Source organism: Arthrobacter sp. Y3221087, from assembly GCF_059089905.1.
In genome coordinates this window covers 348,004-367,459 of the sequence record NZ_JBNHFE010000002.1, presented here as the reverse complement: position 1 = coordinate 367,459, position 19,456 = coordinate 348,004, and the positions used below count along the sequence as shown (strand labels likewise).

Here is a 19,456-nt window from a genome sequence, read left to right as displayed (position 1 = left end):
GGGCGCCTAGGCTGGACCTGATGAACCCGCCAGCAGCCGTACCTATCCCGCCGGACCTTACCGTCCGGTACAGCCGGAGCAGTGCAGGACGTGCCTGGCTTGCCTCGCTGCCGGACTTGATCCAGGGCCGGCTGGAGCAATGGCGCCTCGAAACGGACCTCCCCGCCGGCAGCCTCCCCTGGAACGGGCACGGCGGCGTGGTGGTACCGGTACGGCAGGCCGATGGTTCCGCGGCGGCCCTCAAAGTTGCCTTTCCGCACGACGAAGCCCGGGTTGAGCGGCACGCTCTGGAGCTGTGGGGTGGGGAGGGCGCGGTGGCCCTGCTCGAAGCGGACGCGGGCACGTGCACGTGCGCCATGCTCCTGCAGCGGCTGGACGCCGGCAGTTCGCTTGCCACAGTGCCTTTTGAGGCGGCTACCGAGGTGTGGGGCGGGCTGGTGCGGCAGTTGAGCCTCACTCCGGACCACCGGCCGCAGTGGCGGGAGTTCGACCACATTGCCGCCCGCGCCGAGCAGTGGAGCGATGACCTGCCCGCTGACTGGGAGCAGCTGGGCCGCCCGTTCCCCCGCTGGCTGCTGGAAGCCGCGCTGGAGGTTTGCCAGACGCGGGGTGCGGTGGGTCGGCGGTCCGGAAGGGATGTCCTGGTTCATACCGACCTGCATTTCCTCAATGTCCTGGCCAGGCCGGGCAGCTTGGACGGACGGCCGACGGCGGCGGACTATGCAGCCATCGACCCCCAGCCCATGATCGGCGAGCCCGAGTATGCCGTGGCACCCCTGCTGTGGAACCGGATCAGGGGATTGCCGGCCGGCGGCGCGGCCGAAGCCTTGCGGCGCCGGTGCGGCGACTTCAGCGCTGCCGCGGGACTGGATGGCGAGGTGGCCAGGCAGTGGGCCGTCGCCAGGGAGGTTGCCAACGCGCTGAGGTATGCCGGGAAGCCAGGCCATCAGGGCGACCTGGCACGTTCACTCTGGGTGGCCAGTACCCTGGCCGGCCGGACTTTGCCGGACCTGCCGCCGGTGCAGGAACTGCCGGAGCCCGGCGCGGCAGCCGGTACCGACTGACGATGTTATCCGCTCAGCTGCTGTGGACTGCGGCGAGGGCCGAGCCGACGGCTGCCACAGCAAGGCGCACTTCTTCTTCGGCCGTCTGCCAGTTGCTGACGGAGACACGCAGGATGTCCCGGTCGTGCCAGCGGGAGCCGGACATCCAGACCCTGCCGTCCTCGATGATGCGGGCCGTGACCGCGCGGGTGGTGCCATCGTCGCCGAAGGCCACGCACACCTGGGTGTAATCGACGTCGTTAAGGACCTCGGCGCCGTCAAGCCCGGCGAGCCCGGCGGCGATGTCCGAGGCGGCTGCCGCTAAACGGTGAACCTGCGCTGCCACGCCCTCGCGGCCAAGGCTCTTCAGGGCAGCCCAGACCGGCACGCCGCGTGCCCGGCGGGAAAGCTCGGGCACTTTCTCGAAGGGGTCCCCGGGCCCTTCGGCGTCGTGCACCAGGTAGCTGGCGTGCAGGCCCATGGCGGAGCGGAGGGCGTTGGCGTCGCGGACGATGGCGATTCCGCAGTCGTAGGGCACGTTCAGCGTCTTGTGCGCGTCGGTCGCCCACGAGTCGGCTTCCTCGTACCCGTTGGTCAGGTGGCGCAGTCCGGGGGCTGCTGCCGCCCACAACCCGAACGCGCCGTCGATATGCACCCAGGCGCCATGCTTCCTGGCGACGGCGATGGCCTCGGGAAACGGATCGAAGGCGCCGGAGTGCACATTGCCGGCCTGCAGGCACACCCGCCGATCCCCCGCCTTCCCGCAGCGCCGCGTCCAGCGCCTCGGGAAGCAGGCGTCCCTGCTGGTCTGCCGCCACCGCCGTTGGCTGCCCCAGCCCGAGGTAGCGCAGTCCGAGATCAACCGTGTCATGCCGTTCCCGGCCGACGAAGCAGCGGATGCGCGGGGCTCCGGCCAGCCCGTCCCGGTCCAGGTCCCAGCCGGCGTCGGCGAGGAGCCGCCACCGGGCGGCCGCCATTCCGGTGAAGTTCGCCATCGTGGCGCCGGTTACGAACCCGACGTCGGACTCCGGGGGCAGGCCCAGCAGTTCCAGCAGCCAGGCGCCCGCACTTTCTTCGATGGCCGCGGCGGCCGGGGTGGCATAGCGGAGGCCGGCGTTTTGGTCCCACGCGCTGACAAGCCAGTCCGAAGCGAGTGCCGCCGGCAGTGTGCCGCCGATAACCCAGCCAAAGAAGCGGCCGGACGGCATGGCCATCAGCCCGGGCCCAGCGCTCCGGGCGAGGAAGTCCACCACTTCTTCGGCCGGCATTCCGTGCCGGGGAAGGGGGCCGCCGAAGACGCCGGCCAGGTCATGCGCAGTGGCGCTTGGTCCTACCGGCCGCTCGGAAAGGCTGTGCAGCCACCCCGTGGCGTGATGAAGGGCGGCTGCCAGGGCCCGGGCGTAGTCATCGTCGCCGTGTGACATACCTGCATGCTACGCCTGCTCCCGCGGGACCTCGAGGACCGGTTCCCCCTTACTCAGTGCGGAAATCAGGCGAAGTTCTCCTGCCAGATGTCATAGCCCAGTTTGATGATGAGGGCCGCCACCACCGCCAGGAAGACGATGCGGACAAACTTGCTCCCCTGCTTGACGGCAGTCCGCGCGCCGAGATAGCCGCCGGCCATGTTCGACGCGCCCAGCAGCAGGCCAAGCCCCCACAGGATGGAGCCGTGCGGCATGAAGAACAACAGGGCGCCGGCGTTGGTGGCCATGTTCACGATCTTTGCCTTGGCGCTGGCCTCGAGGAAGGCGTAGCCCATGGCCGAAACCAGCGCGATGACCAGGAAGGATCCGGTACCCGGTCCGATCAGGCCGTCGTAGAAGCCGATGACCGCGCCGATCAGGCATGCCACCACATAGTGCTTGTGGCCGTCATGGCGCAGCGCGGTGATGTCACCGACGTCGGGCTTAAGCGCCGTGAAGAGGGCGACGGCAACCAGGGCCGCGACGATGATGGGTTTGAAGACGTTGGCCGGCAACGTGGCCGCGAGCACTGCCCCGCCGAAACTTCCCGCCAGGGCGATCACCGCCATGGGGAGGGCCGTCCTAAGGTCCGGCCCCACCCGGCGGTAATACGTGGTGGCACTGGTGGCCGTTCCGAAGATCGAGCCCAGCTTGTTGGTGGCCAGCGCCTGCACCGGCGTGATGCCGGGAACCAGCAGGAGGGCGGGGAGCTGGATCAGACCGCCCCCGCCCACCACGGCATCCACCCAGCCGGCAGCGAAGCCTGCCAGCACCAGCAGGAGCAGCGTTGTCAGTTGGAGGGATTCAAGTCCAAATTCCACTGCCGCGGTTCAGCTGTTGCGGACGGCGTTGACCACGTAGTCAACGGCCTTATCAACCGCCACGTTTTCCGCTTCGCCTGTTCGCCGGTCCTTGATCTCCACCACGCCATCCACCAGTCCGCGGCCGACCGCCAGGATGGTGGGAACGCCCACGAGTTCCGCGTCGCCGAACTTCACGCCGGGCGATACCTTGGGGCGGTCGTCGTAGATGACCGTTAGGCCTGCCGCCTCAAGGTCCAGTGACAGCTGTTCAGCGGTGGCGAAGATGTCCTCGCCCTTGCCGACGGCCACGACGTGGATGTCCGCAGGCGCCACGGCACGGGGCCAGACCAGGCCCTTGGCATCATGGTTGGACTCGGCCAGCGCTGCCACGGCCCGGGTGACGCCCACGCCGTAGGAGCCCATGGTGACCGTGACCTGCTTGCCGTTCTGGTCCAGGACCTTCAGGTCCAGGGCCTCGGCGTACTTCCTGCCCAGTTGGAAGATATGGCCCATTTCAATGCCGCGCGCCGTCTCCAGGGGGCCCGAGCCGTCGGGCGCGGGGTCACCGGCACGCACCTCGGTGCACTCGATGACGCCGTCCCAGGTGAAGTCGCGTCCGGCCACCAGGCCGTAGACGTGCTTGCCGGCCTCGTTGGCACCCGTGATCCAGGCGGTGCCGCTGACAACGCGGGGGTCCACCAGGTAGGGCAGTTTGGCGGCGCCTTCGGACCCCAGCAGGGCCTGGTCCAGGGACATGCCTGGGCCGAGGTAGCCCTTGACGATCAGCGGGTGCTTCTTCAGGTCCTCTTCGCCTGCGGCCTCCAGTCCGATCTCGCCTGCGACCGGCAGGAAGGCTCCGATGTTTGCCTCGACGCGCTTGAGGTCCACGGCGCGGTCGCCGGGTACACCGATGACGACAATCTGGCGCTCGCCCGTGGGCAGCGTGACGGCGAGGACCACGTTCTTGAGGGTGTCGGCGGCAGTCCAGTCGCGGCCGTCGGGACGCGGGAAAATCTGGTTCGAGGCGGCCACCAGGGTTTCAATGGTGGGGGTGTCCGGGGTGTCGAGCACCTGGGCCGCGGGGGCGTCGCTGAAGTCGATCTCCTCGGGGACCACGGTGGTTACGGCCTCGACGTTCGCTGCATAGCCGGATGCCGATCGGACGAAGGTGTCCTCGCCAATCTCCGTGGGGTACAGGAATTCCTCGCTCCTGGAGCCGCCCATGGCGCCGGCGGTGGCTGCGACCGGGACAACCTCCAGGCCAAGCCGCGCAAAGATCTTCAGGTAGGCGGAGCGGTGGGCGGCGTAGCTGGCGTCCAGGCCGGCGTCGTCAACATCGAAAGAGTAGGAATCCTTCATGATGAACTCGCGCCCGCGCAGCAGGCCTGCGCGGGGACGGGCCTCATCACGGTACTTGTTCTGGATCTGGTAGAGGCTCAGGGGCAGGTCCTTGTACGAGGAGTACAGGTCCTTGACCAGCAGCGTGAACATTTCCTCGTGCGTGGGGGCCAGGAGGTAATCAGCGCCCTTGCGGTCCTGGAGGCGGAACAGGCCCTCACCGTATTCGGTCCAGCGGTTGGTTGCCTCATACGGCTCACGCGGCAGCAGCGCCGGGAAGTGGACTTCCTGGGCTCCAATAGCCGCCATCTCCTCACGGATGATGTCCTCGACCTTGCGCAGGACACTGAGCCCCAGCGGAAGCCAGGTGTAGATGCCGGGGGCTGCGCGGCGGATGTATCCGGCGCGGACCAGGAGCTTGTGGCTGGCGACCTCGGCGTCGACGGGATCTTCACGCAGGGTGCGCAGGAAAAGCTGGGACAGTCTTAGGACCACGGGTGGTATCCGTTTCTGGGGAAGTGCTGGATCAGCAGGGCCGGACAATTTTCGTCTGGGTACTAATCTACCGGCACCCGGCCCCCGCTCCCGACTGTGGCCGGCACCGGTCGGACACATCCGGCGCCGGACACAGTAGAGCCACGCCCGGAATAACAAAGCCCCTGGCCCCCCAGTGAGGCTGGTCATCGCATCCGGGCGTGGCTCAACGCCGTTATCGCCCAAGTACTGGTGAGGACTGGTGAGACCGCCCAAACCACTCCAGCGCAGCTAGATCGAACCTATGTGATGGCCCCCACGTTGACAAGTATTTTTCGGTTCGGGACCCATTGACGGGCAGCAGAGCGGTGCCTAGCTTTAATTCATCAGGTGGTGAATTCCAGGGCCAGTAAGGTGCCCGGTAGCCTGTACGACGGCGGAGGCGGGCATGTCCCACGCGGCAACCCAACCACAACACCGTGACTCCTCTGTGGCCGTGGCCGCCTCGGGACTGATGGTCACGCGGGGCAGGCTGCAGGTCCTCCGGGGACTGGACTTCACCGTCCCTGCAGGACGGATCACCGGGCTGCTGGGACCGTCCGGCAGCGGCAAAACCACCCTCATGCGCGCCATTGTGGGGGCCCAGGTTGTCTCGTCCGGGACAGTGCACGTCCTGGGGGTGCTGGCGGGCAGTGCCGTACTGCGGCACCGGGTGGGCTACGTGACCCAGTCTCCAAGCGTGTATCCGGACCTTACGGTGGAAGCGAACGTGCGGTACTTCGGTGCCATGCACCGGAAAGGCAAAGCCGACGCGGCAGAGGCAATCGCCGCCGTCGGCCTGGAAAGGGAGGCCCGCCAGAAGACGGCGAACCTCTCCGGCGGCCAGCTCAGCCGCGCCTCACTGGCGTGCGCGCTGGTGGCGCGACCCAGGCTGCTGGTACTGGACGAACCCACCGTGGGCCTGGATCCGGTGCTCCGGGCGGACCTCTGGAGCCGGTTCCGGTCCATGGCGGAGGCGGGGACCACGCTCCTGGTGTCAAGCCATGTCATGGAGGAAGCCAGCCATTGCCACACGCTGCTGCTTCTCCGCGAGGGCCTGCTGTTGGCGCAGCTGACTCCCGACGAGCTGGGCAGGCGCGGGCACAGCAGTGACCTGGAGCAGGCGTTCCTTTCCATCATCCGCGAATCCGGTGGCGGCCGCGGGGACCAGGCGCCGGCAGAGGACGCGGGCAGCGGCCAGGGGCACCGCGGTGCTGGACCAGACAGGAGTGCAGGGTAATGGACGCCATGATGCTGTTGGCCACCGCAGGCCGCGTTTTGGACCAGCTGCGCCATGACCGGCGGAGCATCGCCCTTATTCTGGTGGTTCCGGCGCTCCTGCTCACGGCGGTCTATTACCTCTTCGAGAACGAGGCGCTTCCGCCGGGAATGCCGCGCACCTTCGACCGGGTGGGCCTCATGATGCTGGCGATCTTTCCGTTCGTGGTGATGTTCCTGGTCACCTCCATCACGATGCTCCGGGAACGGACTTCCGGGACGCTGGAACGGCTGCTCACAACGCCGGTGCATAAAGCGGACCTGCTGTTCGGCTACGGCCTGGCGTTTTCCATCATGGCGGCCCTGCAATCGATGGTGGCAACCGCCGTGGCCTACTGGATCTTCAGCCTGGACATCGAAGGCCCGCCGGGCTACGTGGTGATGATCGCCGTGATCAATGCCGTACTGGGCGTGGCGCTGGGCCTGCTGTGTTCCGCCTTCGCCAGGACAGAGTTCCAGGCGGTGCAGTTCATGCCGGTGGTGGTGGTCCCGCAGATCCTGCTGTGCGGGCTGTTCGTGCCCCGTGACCGGATGAATGACGTCCTGGAGTCAGTCTCCAACGTCCTTCCCCTGACATTCTCCGTGGACGCACTCCAGGAAATCGCGGCCCATCCGGAGGCCACCGGACAGCTCTGGGAGGATGCCGGCATCATGGTTGCCATTGTCCTGGCCGTACTGGTGCTCGCATCACTGACGCTGCGCAGGCGCAGCGCATGACGTCTCCCGGACCTGGTGGTGCCACGGCCAGGCGGGGACGCCGGGGCGGCGCCGCCGTATCCCGTGAGCACATTCTCGACGCCGCCAGGCGGTTGTTCGCCGAACATGGCTTTGAGGGGACAAGCCTTCGCCAGGTTGCCCGTGCGGCAGGCGTTGACCCGGCCATGATCCACCACTTCTTCAAGGGCAAGGACGAACTCTTCGCCCTGAGCGTGGAGCTGCCGGCCGACCCCGAGGAGGTCCTTCGCGGGGTGGCGGACACGGACCCCGGCCAGCGGGCCGAGCTGCTCGTGCGCACCGTCCTGCACCTGTGGGAAAGCCCCGCGCAGGCGAGCCTGGTTGCGTTCCTGCGCGGAACACTCGGATCCCGGGCGAAGACAACACTTCTTCGGGAGATGGTGGGCCGCACCATCATCAGCCGCATCATCGCCGGCGTACCAGGGCTGCCCGCAGAGGTGGCCCTGCGCGGGGACCTGGTGGCAAGCCAGATGGTGGGACTGATGATGGTCCGCTACGTGGTCCGGATTGAACCCCTGGCGTCTGCGCGGCAGGACGAGGTGGTCCGGCTCGTCGCCCCCACCGTGCAGCGGTACCTCACCGGCGACCTATTTGAGCAGGGCCGCCGCTGAGTCCAGGAGCGCGCCGGTGCGGGCAACAGCTTCCGCCTCGCTCTCGCCGCCAGCGGCGACAGCCGTGAACAGCACGCCCTGCTGCAATGCCTGTGCCGTGATCATGGACTGCACCTGGCCGTCCGGCAGGAAAGTGTCCGTGCGGAAGGCCAGAGTGCCCGGAATCGTCCCCACTGCCTCCAGCGGCGTCAGCGTGACGTCCGCTGTCACACCGGACACGGTCATGGTCATGGCGGAACAGGCTGCCAGTTGTTGCTCCTGCGCGGCGGCTCCGGCGACGAACGCTTCGTCAAGGCCCGTCGCGAGCGTCAGCATGGTCATTGAACCGGCGGCGGTGTCCAGGCTCTGGCCCACCGCCATGACGGCGTCATCCAGGGCCGGGACCCCGGTGGAGGCGGCCATTTCCTTGCACTCCGCGGGCTGGACGTCCATGGATGCGATGAGGGCCTTACCCTGCTCAATGCTCCCGGCGAGGTCGGAGCTGGCCATGACCGACAGTTTCCTGCCGTTGGAGTCCTGCAACTGTGCCAGGACGGCGGACAGCTCCTCCGCCGTGTAAACCTTCGGCTCGGGGGTGGGGGTTGGTGTTGGGGTTGGGGCGGAAGCTGTGGTTGCCGCCGGGGCGTCCGTGGTGGCTTCGGAGCCGGTGGCCGGAGCGGATGCGCCGCCGCAGGAAGTGATTGTCATGGCAAGCAGGGCTGTGGCCGCAAAAGTTCCCAGCACGGACGTCTTCAATTTTCCCCCAATATTCAGATTCAAGCCTGCGATGGCCGGCTAAAAGAGAACTGTAGCGAAGGTTCCCACCTGGCGGAAACCGACGCGCTCGTAGGTTGAGCGAGCCCGGACGTTAAAGCCGTTGACGTACAGGCTGGTGATGGGTGCCACCTTTTGTGCGTGCTCCACCACCGCAGACATGTAGCCGGAACTGAGCCCCTTCCCGCGGAAGAGCGGATTCATCCACACGCCCTGGACCTGGGTGACCTCGGAGGTGACCGCCCCGAGTTCGGCCTTGAACACCACCTCCTGGGCCTCATTGAGGTGCACCAGGGAATGGCCCTGCCGGATGAGGCCCTCCACGCGGCGGCTGTAGAACTCCCTGCCGCCGAGGTAAGGCGAATACCCTACCTCCTCCTCGAACATGGCGGCGCAGGCAGGAAGGATCCGGTCGAAATCCGCGAGGCTCCCCAGCCCAAGCCCGGGATTGGGCTCCACGCACGGTGGCCCGTCGATGATCATCAGCGGCTGGTCCTCACGGACTTCATGCGCCCGGTGCCCCAGTTCCAAGAGTTCGGCGTAAATGGCCAGCACCGCGGGCGCCGGCCCGAAGGCGGAGGCGTAGCGGCGCCCGGACCTGTTCGCCGCGCCGGCAACCGCCCCGGCCAGGGCTGGGTCCAGTTGGACCGGCACCAGGTTGGCGCCTGCCCAGCATGCACCCACCAGCACGCCGTCGTCGAAAACCCCGATAATCCCGGCGCCGCCGCTGGTGGGCGCCGCTGTGCCGACAGCCCGCAGATGGGCAAGGATGAACACATTGGCCACCGGGTCCTGGTGCGCAAGCGACTTCAGCGCCGCGGTGTCCTGGCCGTCCAACGTACGGACGGAGAGCCCGGGCGGATCAGGAGCGTCCCTACGAGACGCTAACCACGGGGCTACCCTTGACAGCATCTTCGCCATCGGCCTCCCCCATCTCTTCCGCGATACGCATGGCCTCTTCGATCAGTGTCTCAACAATCGCGCTCTCGGGGACAGTCTTGATGACTTCGCCCTTCACAAAAATCTGGCCCTTGCCGTTGCCGGAGGCAACGCCCAGGTCGGCTTCCCGCGCCTCTCCCGGTCCATTCACAACGCAGCCCATCACGGCCACCCGGAGCGGGATTTCCATTCCCTCGAGTCCGGCGGTGACCTGTTCGGCCAAGGTGTACACGTCCACCTGGGCACGTCCGCAGGAGGGGCAGGAGACGATTTCGAGTTTGCGGGGGCGCAGGTTGAGCGATTGCAGGATCTGGTTTCCCACCTTGATCTCTTCCACCGGCGGAGCCGAGAGGGAGACGCGGATGGTGTCGCCGATGCCGCGGGACAGCAGCGCTCCGAAGGCGGTTGCCGACTTGATGGTTCCCTGGAAGGCTGGTCCGGCCTCGGTCACGCCAAGGTGCAGGGGCCAGTCGCCCTTCTCCGCCAGCATTTCATAGGCGGCCACCATGACCACCGGATCGTTGTGCTTCACGGAAATCTTGAAGTCGTGGAATCCGTGCTCCTCGAACAGGGACGCCTCCCAGACGGCGGACTCCACCAGGGCCTCGGGGGTGGCCTTGCCGTACTTCTTGAGGATCCCGGGTTCCAGCGAACCGGCGTTCACGCCGATGCGGATGGACGTGCCGTGGTCGCGTGCGGCGGCGGCGATTTCCTTGACCTGGTCATCGAACTTGCGGATATTTCCGGGGTTTACCCGGACGGCGGCGCAGCCGGCCTCGATGGCGGCAAACACATACTTCGGCTGGAAGTGGATGTCCGCGATGACCGGGATCTGGGACTTCCGGGCAATGATGGGCAGCGCCTCGGCGTCGTCCGCGGACGGGCAGGCAACACGCACAATGTCGCACCCTGATGCCGTCAGCTCAGCGATCTGCTGCAGGGTCGCGTTGATGTCAGTGGTGGGCGTGGTGGTCATGGACTGCACGCTGATGGGATAGTCCGAGCCGACTCCGACGGAACCGACTTTGATCTGGCGCGTCTTCCGGCGGGGGGCAAGGACGGGTGGCGGGGCGGACGGCATTCCCAGGCTGACCGAGGTCACGTGGACTCCTAAAGGTAAAAAGTGGAAACGGCTTAGGCGGTGAGCCCGGCGAGCATGCCGGTGACCGGAGACCATTCAGTGATGCGGATTCCGGCGATGACTCCGGCAGCAGCGAACGGGTCCTGCTTCAGGATCGAGTTGAGTGCTGCTTCGTCCGTTGCCTTGAAGATCAGGAGCGCGCCTGCGCCGTCGCCGTAGGGTCCGCTGGCCAGGATGGCTCCGTCCTGGGCCAGGGTGCCGGTCCATTCTCGGTGGGCGGGCCGTGCCTCGTTCCGGGCTTCGGCGGAATCGGCGGCGTAAACGTACTCAACGGCAAAAACTGTCATACTGCTACCCTATCGCCCTGCCTGCCCTACCACCCATCCCGCAGGCTGTCCGGCCGTGCGGGAAGGTACCCGGCGGGATGCTAGGTGAGGAACAGGACCTTGGTGGCAGCAGCGATTCCTGCGGCCCAGAGCATCGACGTGAGGGTCCCGATGATGAAGCGCTCCGCAGCTACCGGCGTCTCCTTCAGCTCGGCGAACCTGCCAAGGCCTTTGACGGCCACGATATAGGCGATGGCGACCGGCTGGCCGGTGAGGATGGCAAGGCACACGCCCAGCCGCTCCAGGATGCCAATGATGGCCCCGCCGCGCAGGATCCGCTGGCTGGGGACCGCCGGCCCGGCAGGCGCAGCGTCTGAGGCCGGCCGGCCGGGTTCAGCGGTGAGTTCACCGTCCACATTCTGGTGGGGCGTGTCCGGCCGGTGCCCGGTAGAACGGTCCACCGTGACGTCCGCGGCGGGGTCCTCGGCCGCCCTCCGCGCCTCTTCCGCCGCCTTCGCCGCGTCCGCCTTGTCGTCGATGGTGCGGGCGAGCTTGAAGACGAACGCCGTGACAGGCCATCCGCCAAACCCGGCCAGCAGCAGGGCGGCAGCGATCCAGAATGCAGTCAACGGTCTCCTTCGGTCTGGCCAGGTTCAGTGTGGGTGCCTTTGGGACGGGAGCCGGCAGCCACCAGGGAGTGGGCATGGACAAGGAGCATGGAAGCTGCCGGCCTGGCAGCCCATTCTTCCTGCCATCCGGACCTCAGCACGGTACGGCTCACCGATTGTTCCGTAATTCCCAGTTCCCCGGCCACGAGTTTCTGGCCACCGTGCCTGCCTGCCCCGCCCTCCAGTGCGCGCAGCCGGTCTACTACGCGCCACTGCGCAGGGGTCCGCTGCTGCACCAGGCGCCCGATCAAACGAAGCACCGCCTGCGCATTTGCGCTCGCCATGTCACCTTCCTGGGCTGGGGTCCGGGTATCACCACCCATCGTCCCGGCCACCACTGACAACGGAACCTGGCTGGCCGCACCCTTCGCCAGTTCCACAGCTTTGCGCGCCGCCACAAAGGCGCTCCCGGAGCCTTCACGAGGGCTGCCGCCAGGGGCAAGTTGTACGTTTCCCAATCCGATCCCCACATACCAGTGCCCGCCCCGCAGCGCATGCAGGGCTACATCCACCACCTCGTCGGCGGAGGCCAGCACGCCCTGGAGTTCGTCACCCACGGAGCGTTCAAAAGTGGCGGGCGTCAGCCTTGCCAGGTCCGAGATGAGCTCCGGCACCCGGTCCACATCGGAGGTGCTGCCGCGCTGGTCGATCGTCAGGACATACATGATTCAACCGTAAGCGGCTGATCGTCATCAATCAATCGGAATTAGCTGATTTTCTGATATCAGCCATCAACGGCTGATATGGACCCGTCATTGGGCAGGGCGGGAACCGGCTCCGCGGAAGAAGGGGCGCCGCCATCAGCCGAAGAGGTTCACAGGTTTCACGATGTCGGCGTAGATCAGCAGGGCACTCATTCCCATGAGCAGGGCCGCCACCACGTATGTGACGGGAAGCAGTTTCGCGATATCGAACGCCCCGGGATCAGGCCGGCCAAACAGTTTTGCCACCTGGCGCCGGGCACCTTCGTAGAGTGCCCCGGCAACGTGGCCGCCATCGAGCGGCAGGAGCGGGACCAGGTTGAAAACTGCCAGCGCGAAGTTGAGCCCGGCCAGCAGGCCAATCAGGGTGGCCACCCGGGACTGGACCGGGATCTCTTCCATCGCGGCCACTTCGCCGGCAACCCGGCCCACGCCCACCACGCTGATGGGGCCGTTGGGGTCCCGCGGTTCCTCACTGAATGCCGCCTTCGCAACACCCACCACCCGCGCCGGCAGATTGAAGATGACTCCGGCCACCTGGCGGATGTTCTCCCCCGCCATCGGAAGGACGGACGACGCCGGCTGCGGCACCAACTCCGTCTGCGCGCCAATGCCCAGGAAGCCTACGTCCTGGTACAGGAGGGTGCCGGCGTCGTCCGTTGCCTGCCTGCCGTCGGCGCCGATGATGGGCCGGGCGGACAGGACCGGCGTCACCGTGGTGGAAACGGAGGCGCCGTCCCGCTCCACGGTGATGTCCACTTCCCGGCCGGCGGAGGCACGGATCCACTCTGTCAGCTGGTCCCAGCTGGTGACCGCCTTCCCGTCAAAGGAGGTGACGGTGTCGTTGGGTTGAAGTCCTGCCGCGGCGGCCGGGGTCAACTGGCAGTCCGCAGAGTCCGGGTCCACCGTTTCGCCCGCTGCCACCTGGCATTTGGACACGTCCGAGATAGTGGTGGTAGCCGTTGCCATGCCGAAGCCCATCAGCAGGACGGCAGTGAGGATCAGGCCGAGGACCATGTTCATGGCCGGCCCGCCGAGCATGACGATGATCTTCTTCCACACAGGAAGCCGGTAAAAGACCCGGTTCGCGTCGCCGGGGCCAACTTCCTCATGTGCCAGGGAGCGTGCTTCCGTTGCGAGCGTCTGGAACATTCCGGTGCTTGAGGGTCGGACCGAGCCATCCTCTTTGTTGGGCGGGTACATGCCGATCATGGACACGTAGCCGCCCAGCGGGATGGCCTTGATCCCGTACTCGGTCTCGCCTTTCCGCCGGGACCACAGGGTGGGGCCGAAGCCGATCATGTACTTGGTGACCCGAACCTTGAAGAGCTTGGCCGGTACCAGGTGGCCCACTTCATGGAGCGCGATGGAGGCAGCGATGCCGATGGCCACGAACACGACGCCGAGGACAAAAAGGAGAACGGGGGTCATAGAGGGTGCTGCTGCTTCCTAGAGACTGCTGACTGCTAAACGTTCATGGGCGCGGGACCGTGCCCACCCTTCAGCATCCAGCACTGATTCCAGCGTCAGCCGGGAGGAACCTGAGTGTTCACTGAGGACACTATCCACGGTATCCACGATGTCCGTGAAGCGGATGCGGCCCGCGTGGAAGGCCATCACGGCCTCCTCGTTTGCGGCATTGAAGACCGCTGGGAAGGTGCTCCCCTGCCGTGCTGCGTCCTTGGCGAGGTTGACGGCGGGGAACGCCGCCGCGTCCAGCGGCTCGAAGGTCCAGGTGACTGAGTTGGTCCAGTCACAAGCGGCGGCAGCCTTGGGCACCCTGTCCGGCCAGCCCAGCCCGAGCGCGATGGGCAGGCGCATGTCCGGCGGCGATGCCTGGGCGATGACGGATCCGTCAATGAACTGGACCATGGAGTGCACCACTGACTGCGGGTGGACCACCACGTCGATCCGGTCCAGCGGAACATCGAACAGCAGGTGCGCCTCGATGACCTCAAGGCCCTTGTTCACCAGCGTGGCCGAGTTGGTGGTGACCATGACGCCCATATCCCAGGTGGGGTGCGCCAGGGCTTCCTGCGGGGTAACGCCGTGGAGGTCTTCGCGGCTCCTGCCCCGGAAAGGCCCGCCCGAGGCCGTGAGGATCAGTTTCTCCACTTCCGCGGTGGATCCGGACCGCAGGCACTGGGCGATGGCGGAGTGCTCGGAGTCAACGGGCACGATTTGGCCTTCCCGCGCTGCGGCCTTGACCAGTTCTCCGCCCACGATGAGCGATTCCTTGTTGGCAAGCGCCAGGGTGGCGCCTGATTTCAGTGCCGCCAGGGTGGGAGCAAGCCCGATGGACCCGGTGATGCCGTTGAGCACCACGTCCGCCTCGATTTCGGCGATCCGGGTGGAGGCATCGGGGCCGGCAATGATTTCCGGCCGGTAGCCCGGCATTCCGGCCGCGGCTGCCGCTCCGGCAATCAGCGACTCCAGTTGCCGCGGATCGCCCCCGGCGATGCCAACCGCGGAAGCACCGGTCTGGACAGCCTGCCTGGCCAGGAGTTCAAGGTTGCCGCCGCCCGCGCTGAGTGCCACGACCTTGAAGAGGTGCGGGGCGCCGTCGACGACGTCAATCGCCTGGGTGCCGATGGAACCGGTGGATCCGAGGAGGACGACTCTGCGCTGCATTGCTTAAGTATCCCGCACCATTCTTGACCTCCTGACGGCCCGGCGTAACGTGGATCCCGTGGACTGGCTGTCATGGTTCGATGCGCCGGAATACGAGTTCGCCCGGCAGGTGCTGCAACGGGGCGTCGCCGCGCTCTTCTTCGTGGCGTTCCTCTCCTCGCTCAACCAGTTCCCTGCGCTGCTGGGCGAACGCGGGCTTCTGCCGGTCCCGGAATACGTCGGCGCCTTCAACAGGATGCGCCGGCCCACCCTGTTCCGCTGGCGGTACTCGGACCGGCTGTTGCGGGTTGTCTGCGCCACGGGGCTGGTGGTATCCGCACTGCTGGTGGCGGGGATTCCGCAACTCGGACCGCCGTGGGTGCCGCTCATTGCCTTCCTGGCCCTCTGGCTGCTGTACATGTCGATCGTCAACGTTGGCCAGACGTTCTACGGCTTCGGCTGGGAAATGCTGCTCCTGGAAGCCGGCTTCACCGTAGCCTTTCTGGGTTCCAACCAGACAGACCCGCCCCGCACCATCCTGCTCCTGATTGCATGGCTGGTGTTCCGGCTGGAATTCGGCGCCGGGATGATCAAGATCCGGGGTGGCCGGGAATGGCGGGACCTGACGGCGCTGTACTACCACCACGAGACGCAGCCGATGCCAGGCCCGCTGAGCCGGCAGGCCCACCTGCTGCCCAAGCCCCTGCACAAGGTGGAAGTGCTGGGCAACCACTTCGCCCAGCTGGTGGTCCCGTTCTTCCTGTTCGCGCCGCAGCCCGTTGCCAGCGTGGCGGCAGGCATCATCATTGCCACCCAGCTGTGGCTGGTGGCCAGCGGAAACTTCGCCTGGCTGAACTGGATTGCGATCGTCCTGGCCTTCGCAGCGGTCAGCGACCCGGTGGCCCACGCCGTCATCCCCGCGATTCCCCTGGACTGGCACAGCGGGACGCAGGAGACGCCGGCCTGGTGGCTGGCCATCACCCTCGCTGCCACGGTGCTGCTCGTGGTGCTCAGTTACTGGCCGCTGCGGAACCTGTTCTCGAGCCGGCAGCTGATGAACGCCAGCTTCAACCGGTGGCAGCTGGTCAACACGTACGGCGCGTTCGGCACCGTTACCAAGAAGCGGATCGAAATCGTGGTGGAGGGAACTATGGATGAGGAGCCGGACGATTCCTCCTGGCGCGAGTACGGGTTCAAGGGCAAGCCCGGGGATTTGCGGCGGATTCCGCGGCAGTGGGCGCCCTACCACCTCCGGCTGGACTGGCTGATGTGGTTCCTGCCGCTGCGCACCGTGCATGAGGAGTGGTTCTACGCGTTCCTCGGCAAGCTCTTGGAGGCGGACCGGCAGACGCTGCGGCTCCTGCGCCATGACCCGTTCGACGGCGGGGCGCCGCGCTGGGTGCGCGTCCGCAGCTACCACTACCGTTTCGCCACCCGGCGGGAGTTCCGCGAGACCGGGAACCGCTGGGTGCGGACTCTGCTTTACGAACCGATACCGCCGCTGTCGCTGCGCCGGTCACCGGGGCGGCGCAGGTAACGAGGCGGCGCAGGCAACGGGGCGCGAACGCCCTAGGCGTGTTCACCCGCGCGGCGGATGACGGCCTCGGCGTGCTGAAGGAGGGGGCCGTCGATCATCTTTCCGTTGTACTGGAAGACCCCGGAACCGGCGGCACGGGCAGCCTGCAGCAGGGCCGCGGCCTCTGTGACCTCGGCCTCGGAGGGCGCGTATGCGCCGCGCACCACGGAAGCCTGGCTGGGATGGATGCACGCCTTCGAGCTGAAGCCTGACGCCACGGCGTCCGCCGTTTCCGAAGCCAGTCCGCCAAGGTCCGGAATGTTCACATAGACCGCGTCCACGGCCTCCTTGCCGAACGCACGGGCCGCCAGCAGCACCGACGACCGTGCGTGCAGCGCCACTGCCCGGTAGCCGCCGTCGTCCTTCCTGCTGGATGTTCCCCCCAGGGTTGCCAGCAGGTCCTCGGCTCCCCACATCAGTGCCACCACATTGGGCGCGGCGGCAATGGCGGGGGCGTTCAGGACGCCCACGGCCGTCTCGCACAGCGCGATGACCTGGTAGTCCGCCAGCGCCTCCAGCTGTTCGGCAGTCTCCGCCTTGGCAAGCATGACGGTCCGGTAGGGGGTGTGGGCCAGGCAGTGGAGGTCCTTTTCGAACTCCTCGGTCCCCGCAGGGTTCACGCGCACGATCGTCCGGCTCGGGTCCAGTTCCGGCTCGTCGCCCGTTGCCCCCACCTGGGCGAGGATGGCACCGCGGGCCCGCTGCTTGTCCGCCGGGGCCACGGCATCCTCGAGGTCCAGGATCACGGCGTCTGCGCGTGTGGCAGCCTTCTGGTAGCGTTCGGGCCGGTCAGCGGGGCAGAAAAGCAGGGCGGGTCCCATCACAAAGGTCATACCGGCATTGTCTCCTGTCCGTCCCGGTGGCCGCTTCCCCGGCCGACGCCTTCTTTCTCCTCCCCGCCGTTCCCCTGTCCGGCGCGCTGCCGCGCATGCGCCTCACGGGTCCACATCAGGCAGCTCCGCGTTGCCAGCGCCACCACGGTGCCGTCCTGGTTCCTGCCGGTGTGCCGCATTGTGACGATCCCCTGTCCCGGCCGTGAACCGGACAGCCGCTTTCCGGTGATCAGCGTTTCGGTGTAAAGGGTGTCCCCGTGATGGAGCGGGTGCGGAAAGGACACGTCCGTGAGGCCCAGCTGGGCGATGATGGTGCCTTGGGTCAGCTGGCCCACCGACTGGCCCACCATGGTGGCGAGCGTGAACATGGAATTCACGAGCCGCTGGCCGAAGGGCTGCCCCGCACTCCATGCGGCGTCCAGGTGCAGTGCCTGGGTGTTCATGGTGAGGGTGGTGAAGAGGACGTTGTCCGCCTCCGTCACTGTCCGGCCAGGGCGGTGGGCGTACAGCACGCCCTCCTCCAGTTCATCGAAGTACAGCCCGCGCTGCTCGATGACGCGCGGGCCGGCGTCCTGGTCCGCCCGGGCCCCCGCGCCCCCTTCTTCCGGCCTGGCGGCAGTCATACGGTCAGTTCCATGTCTTCCTCGAACAGTTCGGCACCTGTGGCCGCCGCAACATCTTCCACCGAGACATTCGGGGCCAGCTCGCGCAGGACCAGCCGTGACCCGGACCTGTCCGTCACGACGTCGATGACCGCGAGGTCCGTGATGATCCTGTCCACGCAGCCTTTGCCGGTCAGCGGAAGCGAGCACTGCTGGACGATCTTCGGGTTCCCGTTCCGGTCCACGTGTTCCATCATGACAATGACCTTCTTGGCCCCGAAGACAAGGTCCATCGCGCCGCCCATGCCCTTGACCATCTTGCCCGGGATCATCCAGTTGGCGAGGTCGCCGTTCGCTGCCACTTCCATGGCCCCGAGGACCGCTACGTCCACGTGCCCGCCGCGGATCATGCCGAAGGACGCGGCGGAATCGAAGAACGCGGCGCCCTTGTTGACCGTGACAGTTTCCTTGCCGGCATTGATCAGGTCCGGGTCGACGGCGTCCTCCGCCGGGTAGGGGCCAACGCCCAGGATCCCGTTTTCGGAGTGGAGCACCACCTCCACCCCGTCAGGGATGTAGTTGGGGATTAGGGTGGGCATGCCGATGCCGAGGTTCACGTACTGGCCGTTGCTGAGCTCCTTGGCCACCCGGGCGGCGAGCTCGTTGCGCGTCCAGCCCTTGGTGTCGGCTCCGGCCGTCGACTCGCCGGGTGCGGCATGCTGCTGGGATGCCGCGCGCCGGTATTCAGGCCGGACCGCTTCGGGCCGGGGTGCTTCAGGGCTGTTCGGGTCCATGGTCATGCTCCTGCCTGCCCGGTGAGGGCCACCGTCCGCTTTTCGATCCGTTTCTCGCCGCCAGGCGCCACCACCACCCGCTGGACGAAGATGCCCGGCGTGTGGATGTGCTCGGGATCAAGCTCGCCGGGCTCCACGAGTTCCTCAACCTCGGCGATGGTGATCCGGCCCGCCATGGCGCACAGCGGGTTGAAGTTCATGGCAGTGGCATGGAAGACCAGGTTGCCGTGCCGGTCGCCCTTCCAGGCGTGGACCAGCCCGAAGTCGGGGGTGAGGGACTCCTCCAGGACGTAATCGACGCCGCCGAAGGAACGCACCTCCTTCGGTTCGGAGGCCACCGCGATGCCGCCGTGGGCGTCGTACTTCTGCGGCAGGCCGCCGTCGGACACCTGGGTGCCCACGCCCGCCTTGGTGTAGAACGCCGGGATCCCGGCGCCACCCGCCCGCAGCTTCTCCGCGAGGGTGCCCTGCGGAGTGAGGACCACCTCAAGCTCGCCGGCCAGGTACTGGCGCGCGAACTCCTTGTTCTCACCGACATAGGAGCTGATGGTGCGCCGGATGCGGCCGTCCCGGAGCAGGATGCCCAGCCCCCAGTCGTCCACGCCGCAGTTGTTGCTGACGGTTTCCAGGTCCGAGGTTCCGGACCGGTGCAGGGCGTCGATCAGGGTGACCGGTATTCCGCAGAGCCCGAAGCCGCCCACGGCCAGGGAGGCGCCGTCAGGAATGTCCGCCACTGCCTCGTCCGCGCTTGCAACAACCTTGTCAATCATCATCGATCCTTTCAGGCCG

19 protein-coding genes and 1 pseudogene are annotated in these 19,456 nt (G+C 67.0%); 5 read left to right on the top strand and 15 right to left on the bottom strand.

Translation table 11 applies throughout. The features are described from left to right. Window positions 1-20: 20 nt before the first annotated feature. Window positions 21-1,064, top strand: a complete 1,044-nt coding sequence (locus AC5RUO_RS11340; protein ID WP_494103543.1) for an aminoglycoside phosphotransferase family protein — start codon at window positions 21-23, stop codon at window positions 1,062-1,064. Between the two features lie 13 nt (window positions 1,065-1,077). Here AC5RUO_RS11340 and AC5RUO_RS11335 read toward each other — a convergent pair. The 3 genes and pseudogenes from AC5RUO_RS11335 to AC5RUO_RS11325 form a co-directional block, all read right to left on the bottom strand. Continuing rightward, window positions 1,078-2,467: pseudogene (locus tag AC5RUO_RS11335) on the bottom strand (pyridoxal phosphate-dependent decarboxylase family protein). A gap of 65 nt (window positions 2,468-2,532) precedes the next feature. Further along, window positions 2,533-3,327 (bottom strand): sulfite exporter TauE/SafE family protein, encoded by a 795-nt coding sequence (locus AC5RUO_RS11330; RefSeq protein ID WP_494010458.1) that lies wholly within the window; start codon window positions 3,325-3,327, stop codon window positions 2,533-2,535. 9 nt (window positions 3,328-3,336) lie between these two features. After that, window positions 3,337-5,142, bottom strand: coding sequence for a proline--tRNA ligase (locus tag AC5RUO_RS11325; RefSeq protein WP_494103542.1), 1,806 nt, complete (start codon window positions 5,140-5,142; stop codon window positions 3,337-3,339). A gap of 427 nt (window positions 5,143-5,569) precedes the next feature. Here AC5RUO_RS11325 and AC5RUO_RS11320 point away from each other — a divergent pair, with 427 nt between their 5' ends. Genes AC5RUO_RS11320 through AC5RUO_RS11310 form a run of 3 tightly spaced genes read left to right on the top strand, consistent with a single transcriptional unit; the run spans window position 5,570 to window position 7,784 of the window. Next, entirely contained in the window at window positions 5,570-6,400 is an 831-nt protein-coding gene (locus AC5RUO_RS11320) for an ABC transporter ATP-binding protein (protein WP_494103541.1), read from the top strand. Then, window positions 6,400-7,155 carry an ABC transporter permease gene (locus AC5RUO_RS11315; RefSeq protein WP_494103540.1) on the top strand — a complete coding sequence of 252 codons (756 nt, stop codon included), beginning with the start codon at window positions 6,400-6,402 and terminating at the stop codon, window positions 7,153-7,155. The genes AC5RUO_RS11320 and AC5RUO_RS11315 overlap by 1 nt, the downstream gene beginning before the upstream one ends. Further along, entirely contained in the window at window positions 7,152-7,784 is a 633-nt protein-coding gene (locus tag AC5RUO_RS11310) for a TetR/AcrR family transcriptional regulator (RefSeq protein WP_494103539.1), read from the top strand. Before AC5RUO_RS11315 ends, AC5RUO_RS11310 begins: the two co-directional genes overlap by 4 nt. Here AC5RUO_RS11310 and AC5RUO_RS11305 read toward each other — a convergent pair. From AC5RUO_RS11305 to dxr, 8 genes are all read right to left on the bottom strand, one after another. Then, window positions 7,761-8,471 carry a hypothetical protein gene (locus AC5RUO_RS11305; RefSeq protein ID WP_494103538.1) on the bottom strand — a complete coding sequence of 237 codons (711 nt, stop codon included), beginning with the start codon at window positions 8,469-8,471 and terminating at the stop codon, window positions 7,761-7,763. The genes AC5RUO_RS11310 and AC5RUO_RS11305 overlap by 24 nt on opposite strands. Window positions 8,472-8,558: 87 nt before the next feature. After that, window positions 8,559-9,449 (bottom strand): GNAT family N-acetyltransferase, encoded by an 891-nt coding sequence (locus AC5RUO_RS11300; RefSeq protein ID WP_494010695.1) that lies wholly within the window; start codon window positions 9,447-9,449, stop codon window positions 8,559-8,561. Beyond that, window positions 9,412-10,578: a flavodoxin-dependent (E)-4-hydroxy-3-methylbut-2-enyl-diphosphate synthase gene (gene ispG, locus AC5RUO_RS11295; protein WP_411376019.1), complete on the bottom strand. Its 1,167-nt coding sequence runs from the start codon at window positions 10,576-10,578 to the stop codon at window positions 9,412-9,414. Before ispG ends, AC5RUO_RS11300 begins: the two co-directional genes overlap by 38 nt. Window positions 10,579-10,610: 32 nt before the next feature. Continuing rightward, window positions 10,611-10,904 carry a YciI family protein gene (locus AC5RUO_RS11290; RefSeq protein ID WP_494010464.1) on the bottom strand — a complete coding sequence of 98 codons (294 nt, stop codon included), beginning with the start codon at window positions 10,902-10,904 and terminating at the stop codon, window positions 10,611-10,613. A gap of 80 nt (window positions 10,905-10,984) precedes the next feature. Beyond that, on the bottom strand, window positions 10,985-11,512 hold the full coding sequence (locus tag AC5RUO_RS11285; protein ID WP_494010465.1) for a hypothetical protein: 528 nt from the start codon (window positions 11,510-11,512) through the stop codon (window positions 10,985-10,987). Then, window positions 11,509-12,216 carry a MarR family transcriptional regulator gene (locus AC5RUO_RS11280; protein ID WP_494010466.1) on the bottom strand — a complete coding sequence of 236 codons (708 nt, stop codon included), beginning with the start codon at window positions 12,214-12,216 and terminating at the stop codon, window positions 11,509-11,511. The genes AC5RUO_RS11285 and AC5RUO_RS11280 overlap by 4 nt, the downstream gene beginning before the upstream one ends. 135 nt (window positions 12,217-12,351) lie before the next feature. Further along, entirely contained in the window at window positions 12,352-13,683 is a 1,332-nt protein-coding gene (locus tag AC5RUO_RS11275) for a M50 family metallopeptidase (RefSeq protein ID WP_494103537.1), read from the bottom strand. Between the two features lie 18 nt (window positions 13,684-13,701). Then, window positions 13,702-14,883 carry a 1-deoxy-D-xylulose-5-phosphate reductoisomerase gene (gene dxr / locus AC5RUO_RS11270; RefSeq protein ID WP_494103536.1) on the bottom strand — a complete coding sequence of 394 codons (1,182 nt, stop codon included), beginning with the start codon at window positions 14,881-14,883 and terminating at the stop codon, window positions 13,702-13,704. A gap of 58 nt (window positions 14,884-14,941) precedes the next feature. Between dxr and AC5RUO_RS11265 the strand changes: the two genes are divergently transcribed. Further along, window positions 14,942-16,399, top strand: coding sequence for a lipase maturation factor family protein (locus AC5RUO_RS11265; protein ID WP_494051547.1), 1,458 nt, complete (start codon window positions 14,942-14,944; stop codon window positions 16,397-16,399). A 32-nt stretch (window positions 16,400-16,431) separates the two neighbouring features. Here AC5RUO_RS11265 and AC5RUO_RS11260 read toward each other — a convergent pair whose 3' ends face one another. From AC5RUO_RS11260 to AC5RUO_RS11245, 4 genes are read right to left on the bottom strand one after another with little or no spacing between them, the layout of a single operon-like run. Next, on the bottom strand, window positions 16,432-17,271 hold the full coding sequence (locus AC5RUO_RS11260) for an HpcH/HpaI aldolase/citrate lyase family protein (protein WP_494010470.1): 840 nt from the start codon (window positions 17,269-17,271) through the stop codon (window positions 16,432-16,434). Next, window positions 17,268-17,894, bottom strand: a complete 627-nt coding sequence (locus AC5RUO_RS11255; RefSeq protein WP_494010471.1) for a MaoC family dehydratase — start codon at window positions 17,892-17,894, stop codon at window positions 17,268-17,270. The genes AC5RUO_RS11260 and AC5RUO_RS11255 overlap by 4 nt, the downstream gene beginning before the upstream one ends. After that, window positions 17,891-18,673, bottom strand: coding sequence for a CoA transferase subunit B (locus tag AC5RUO_RS11250; protein ID WP_494051546.1), 783 nt, complete (start codon window positions 18,671-18,673; stop codon window positions 17,891-17,893). Before AC5RUO_RS11250 ends, AC5RUO_RS11255 begins: the two co-directional genes overlap by 4 nt. After that, the gene (locus AC5RUO_RS11245) at window positions 18,670-19,437 is read right to left on the bottom strand and encodes a CoA transferase subunit A (RefSeq protein WP_494103583.1); all 768 of its coding nucleotides are present in this window, start codon (window positions 19,435-19,437) and stop codon (window positions 18,670-18,672) included. The genes AC5RUO_RS11250 and AC5RUO_RS11245 overlap by 4 nt, the downstream gene beginning before the upstream one ends. Window positions 19,438-19,456: the final 19 nt, after the last annotated feature.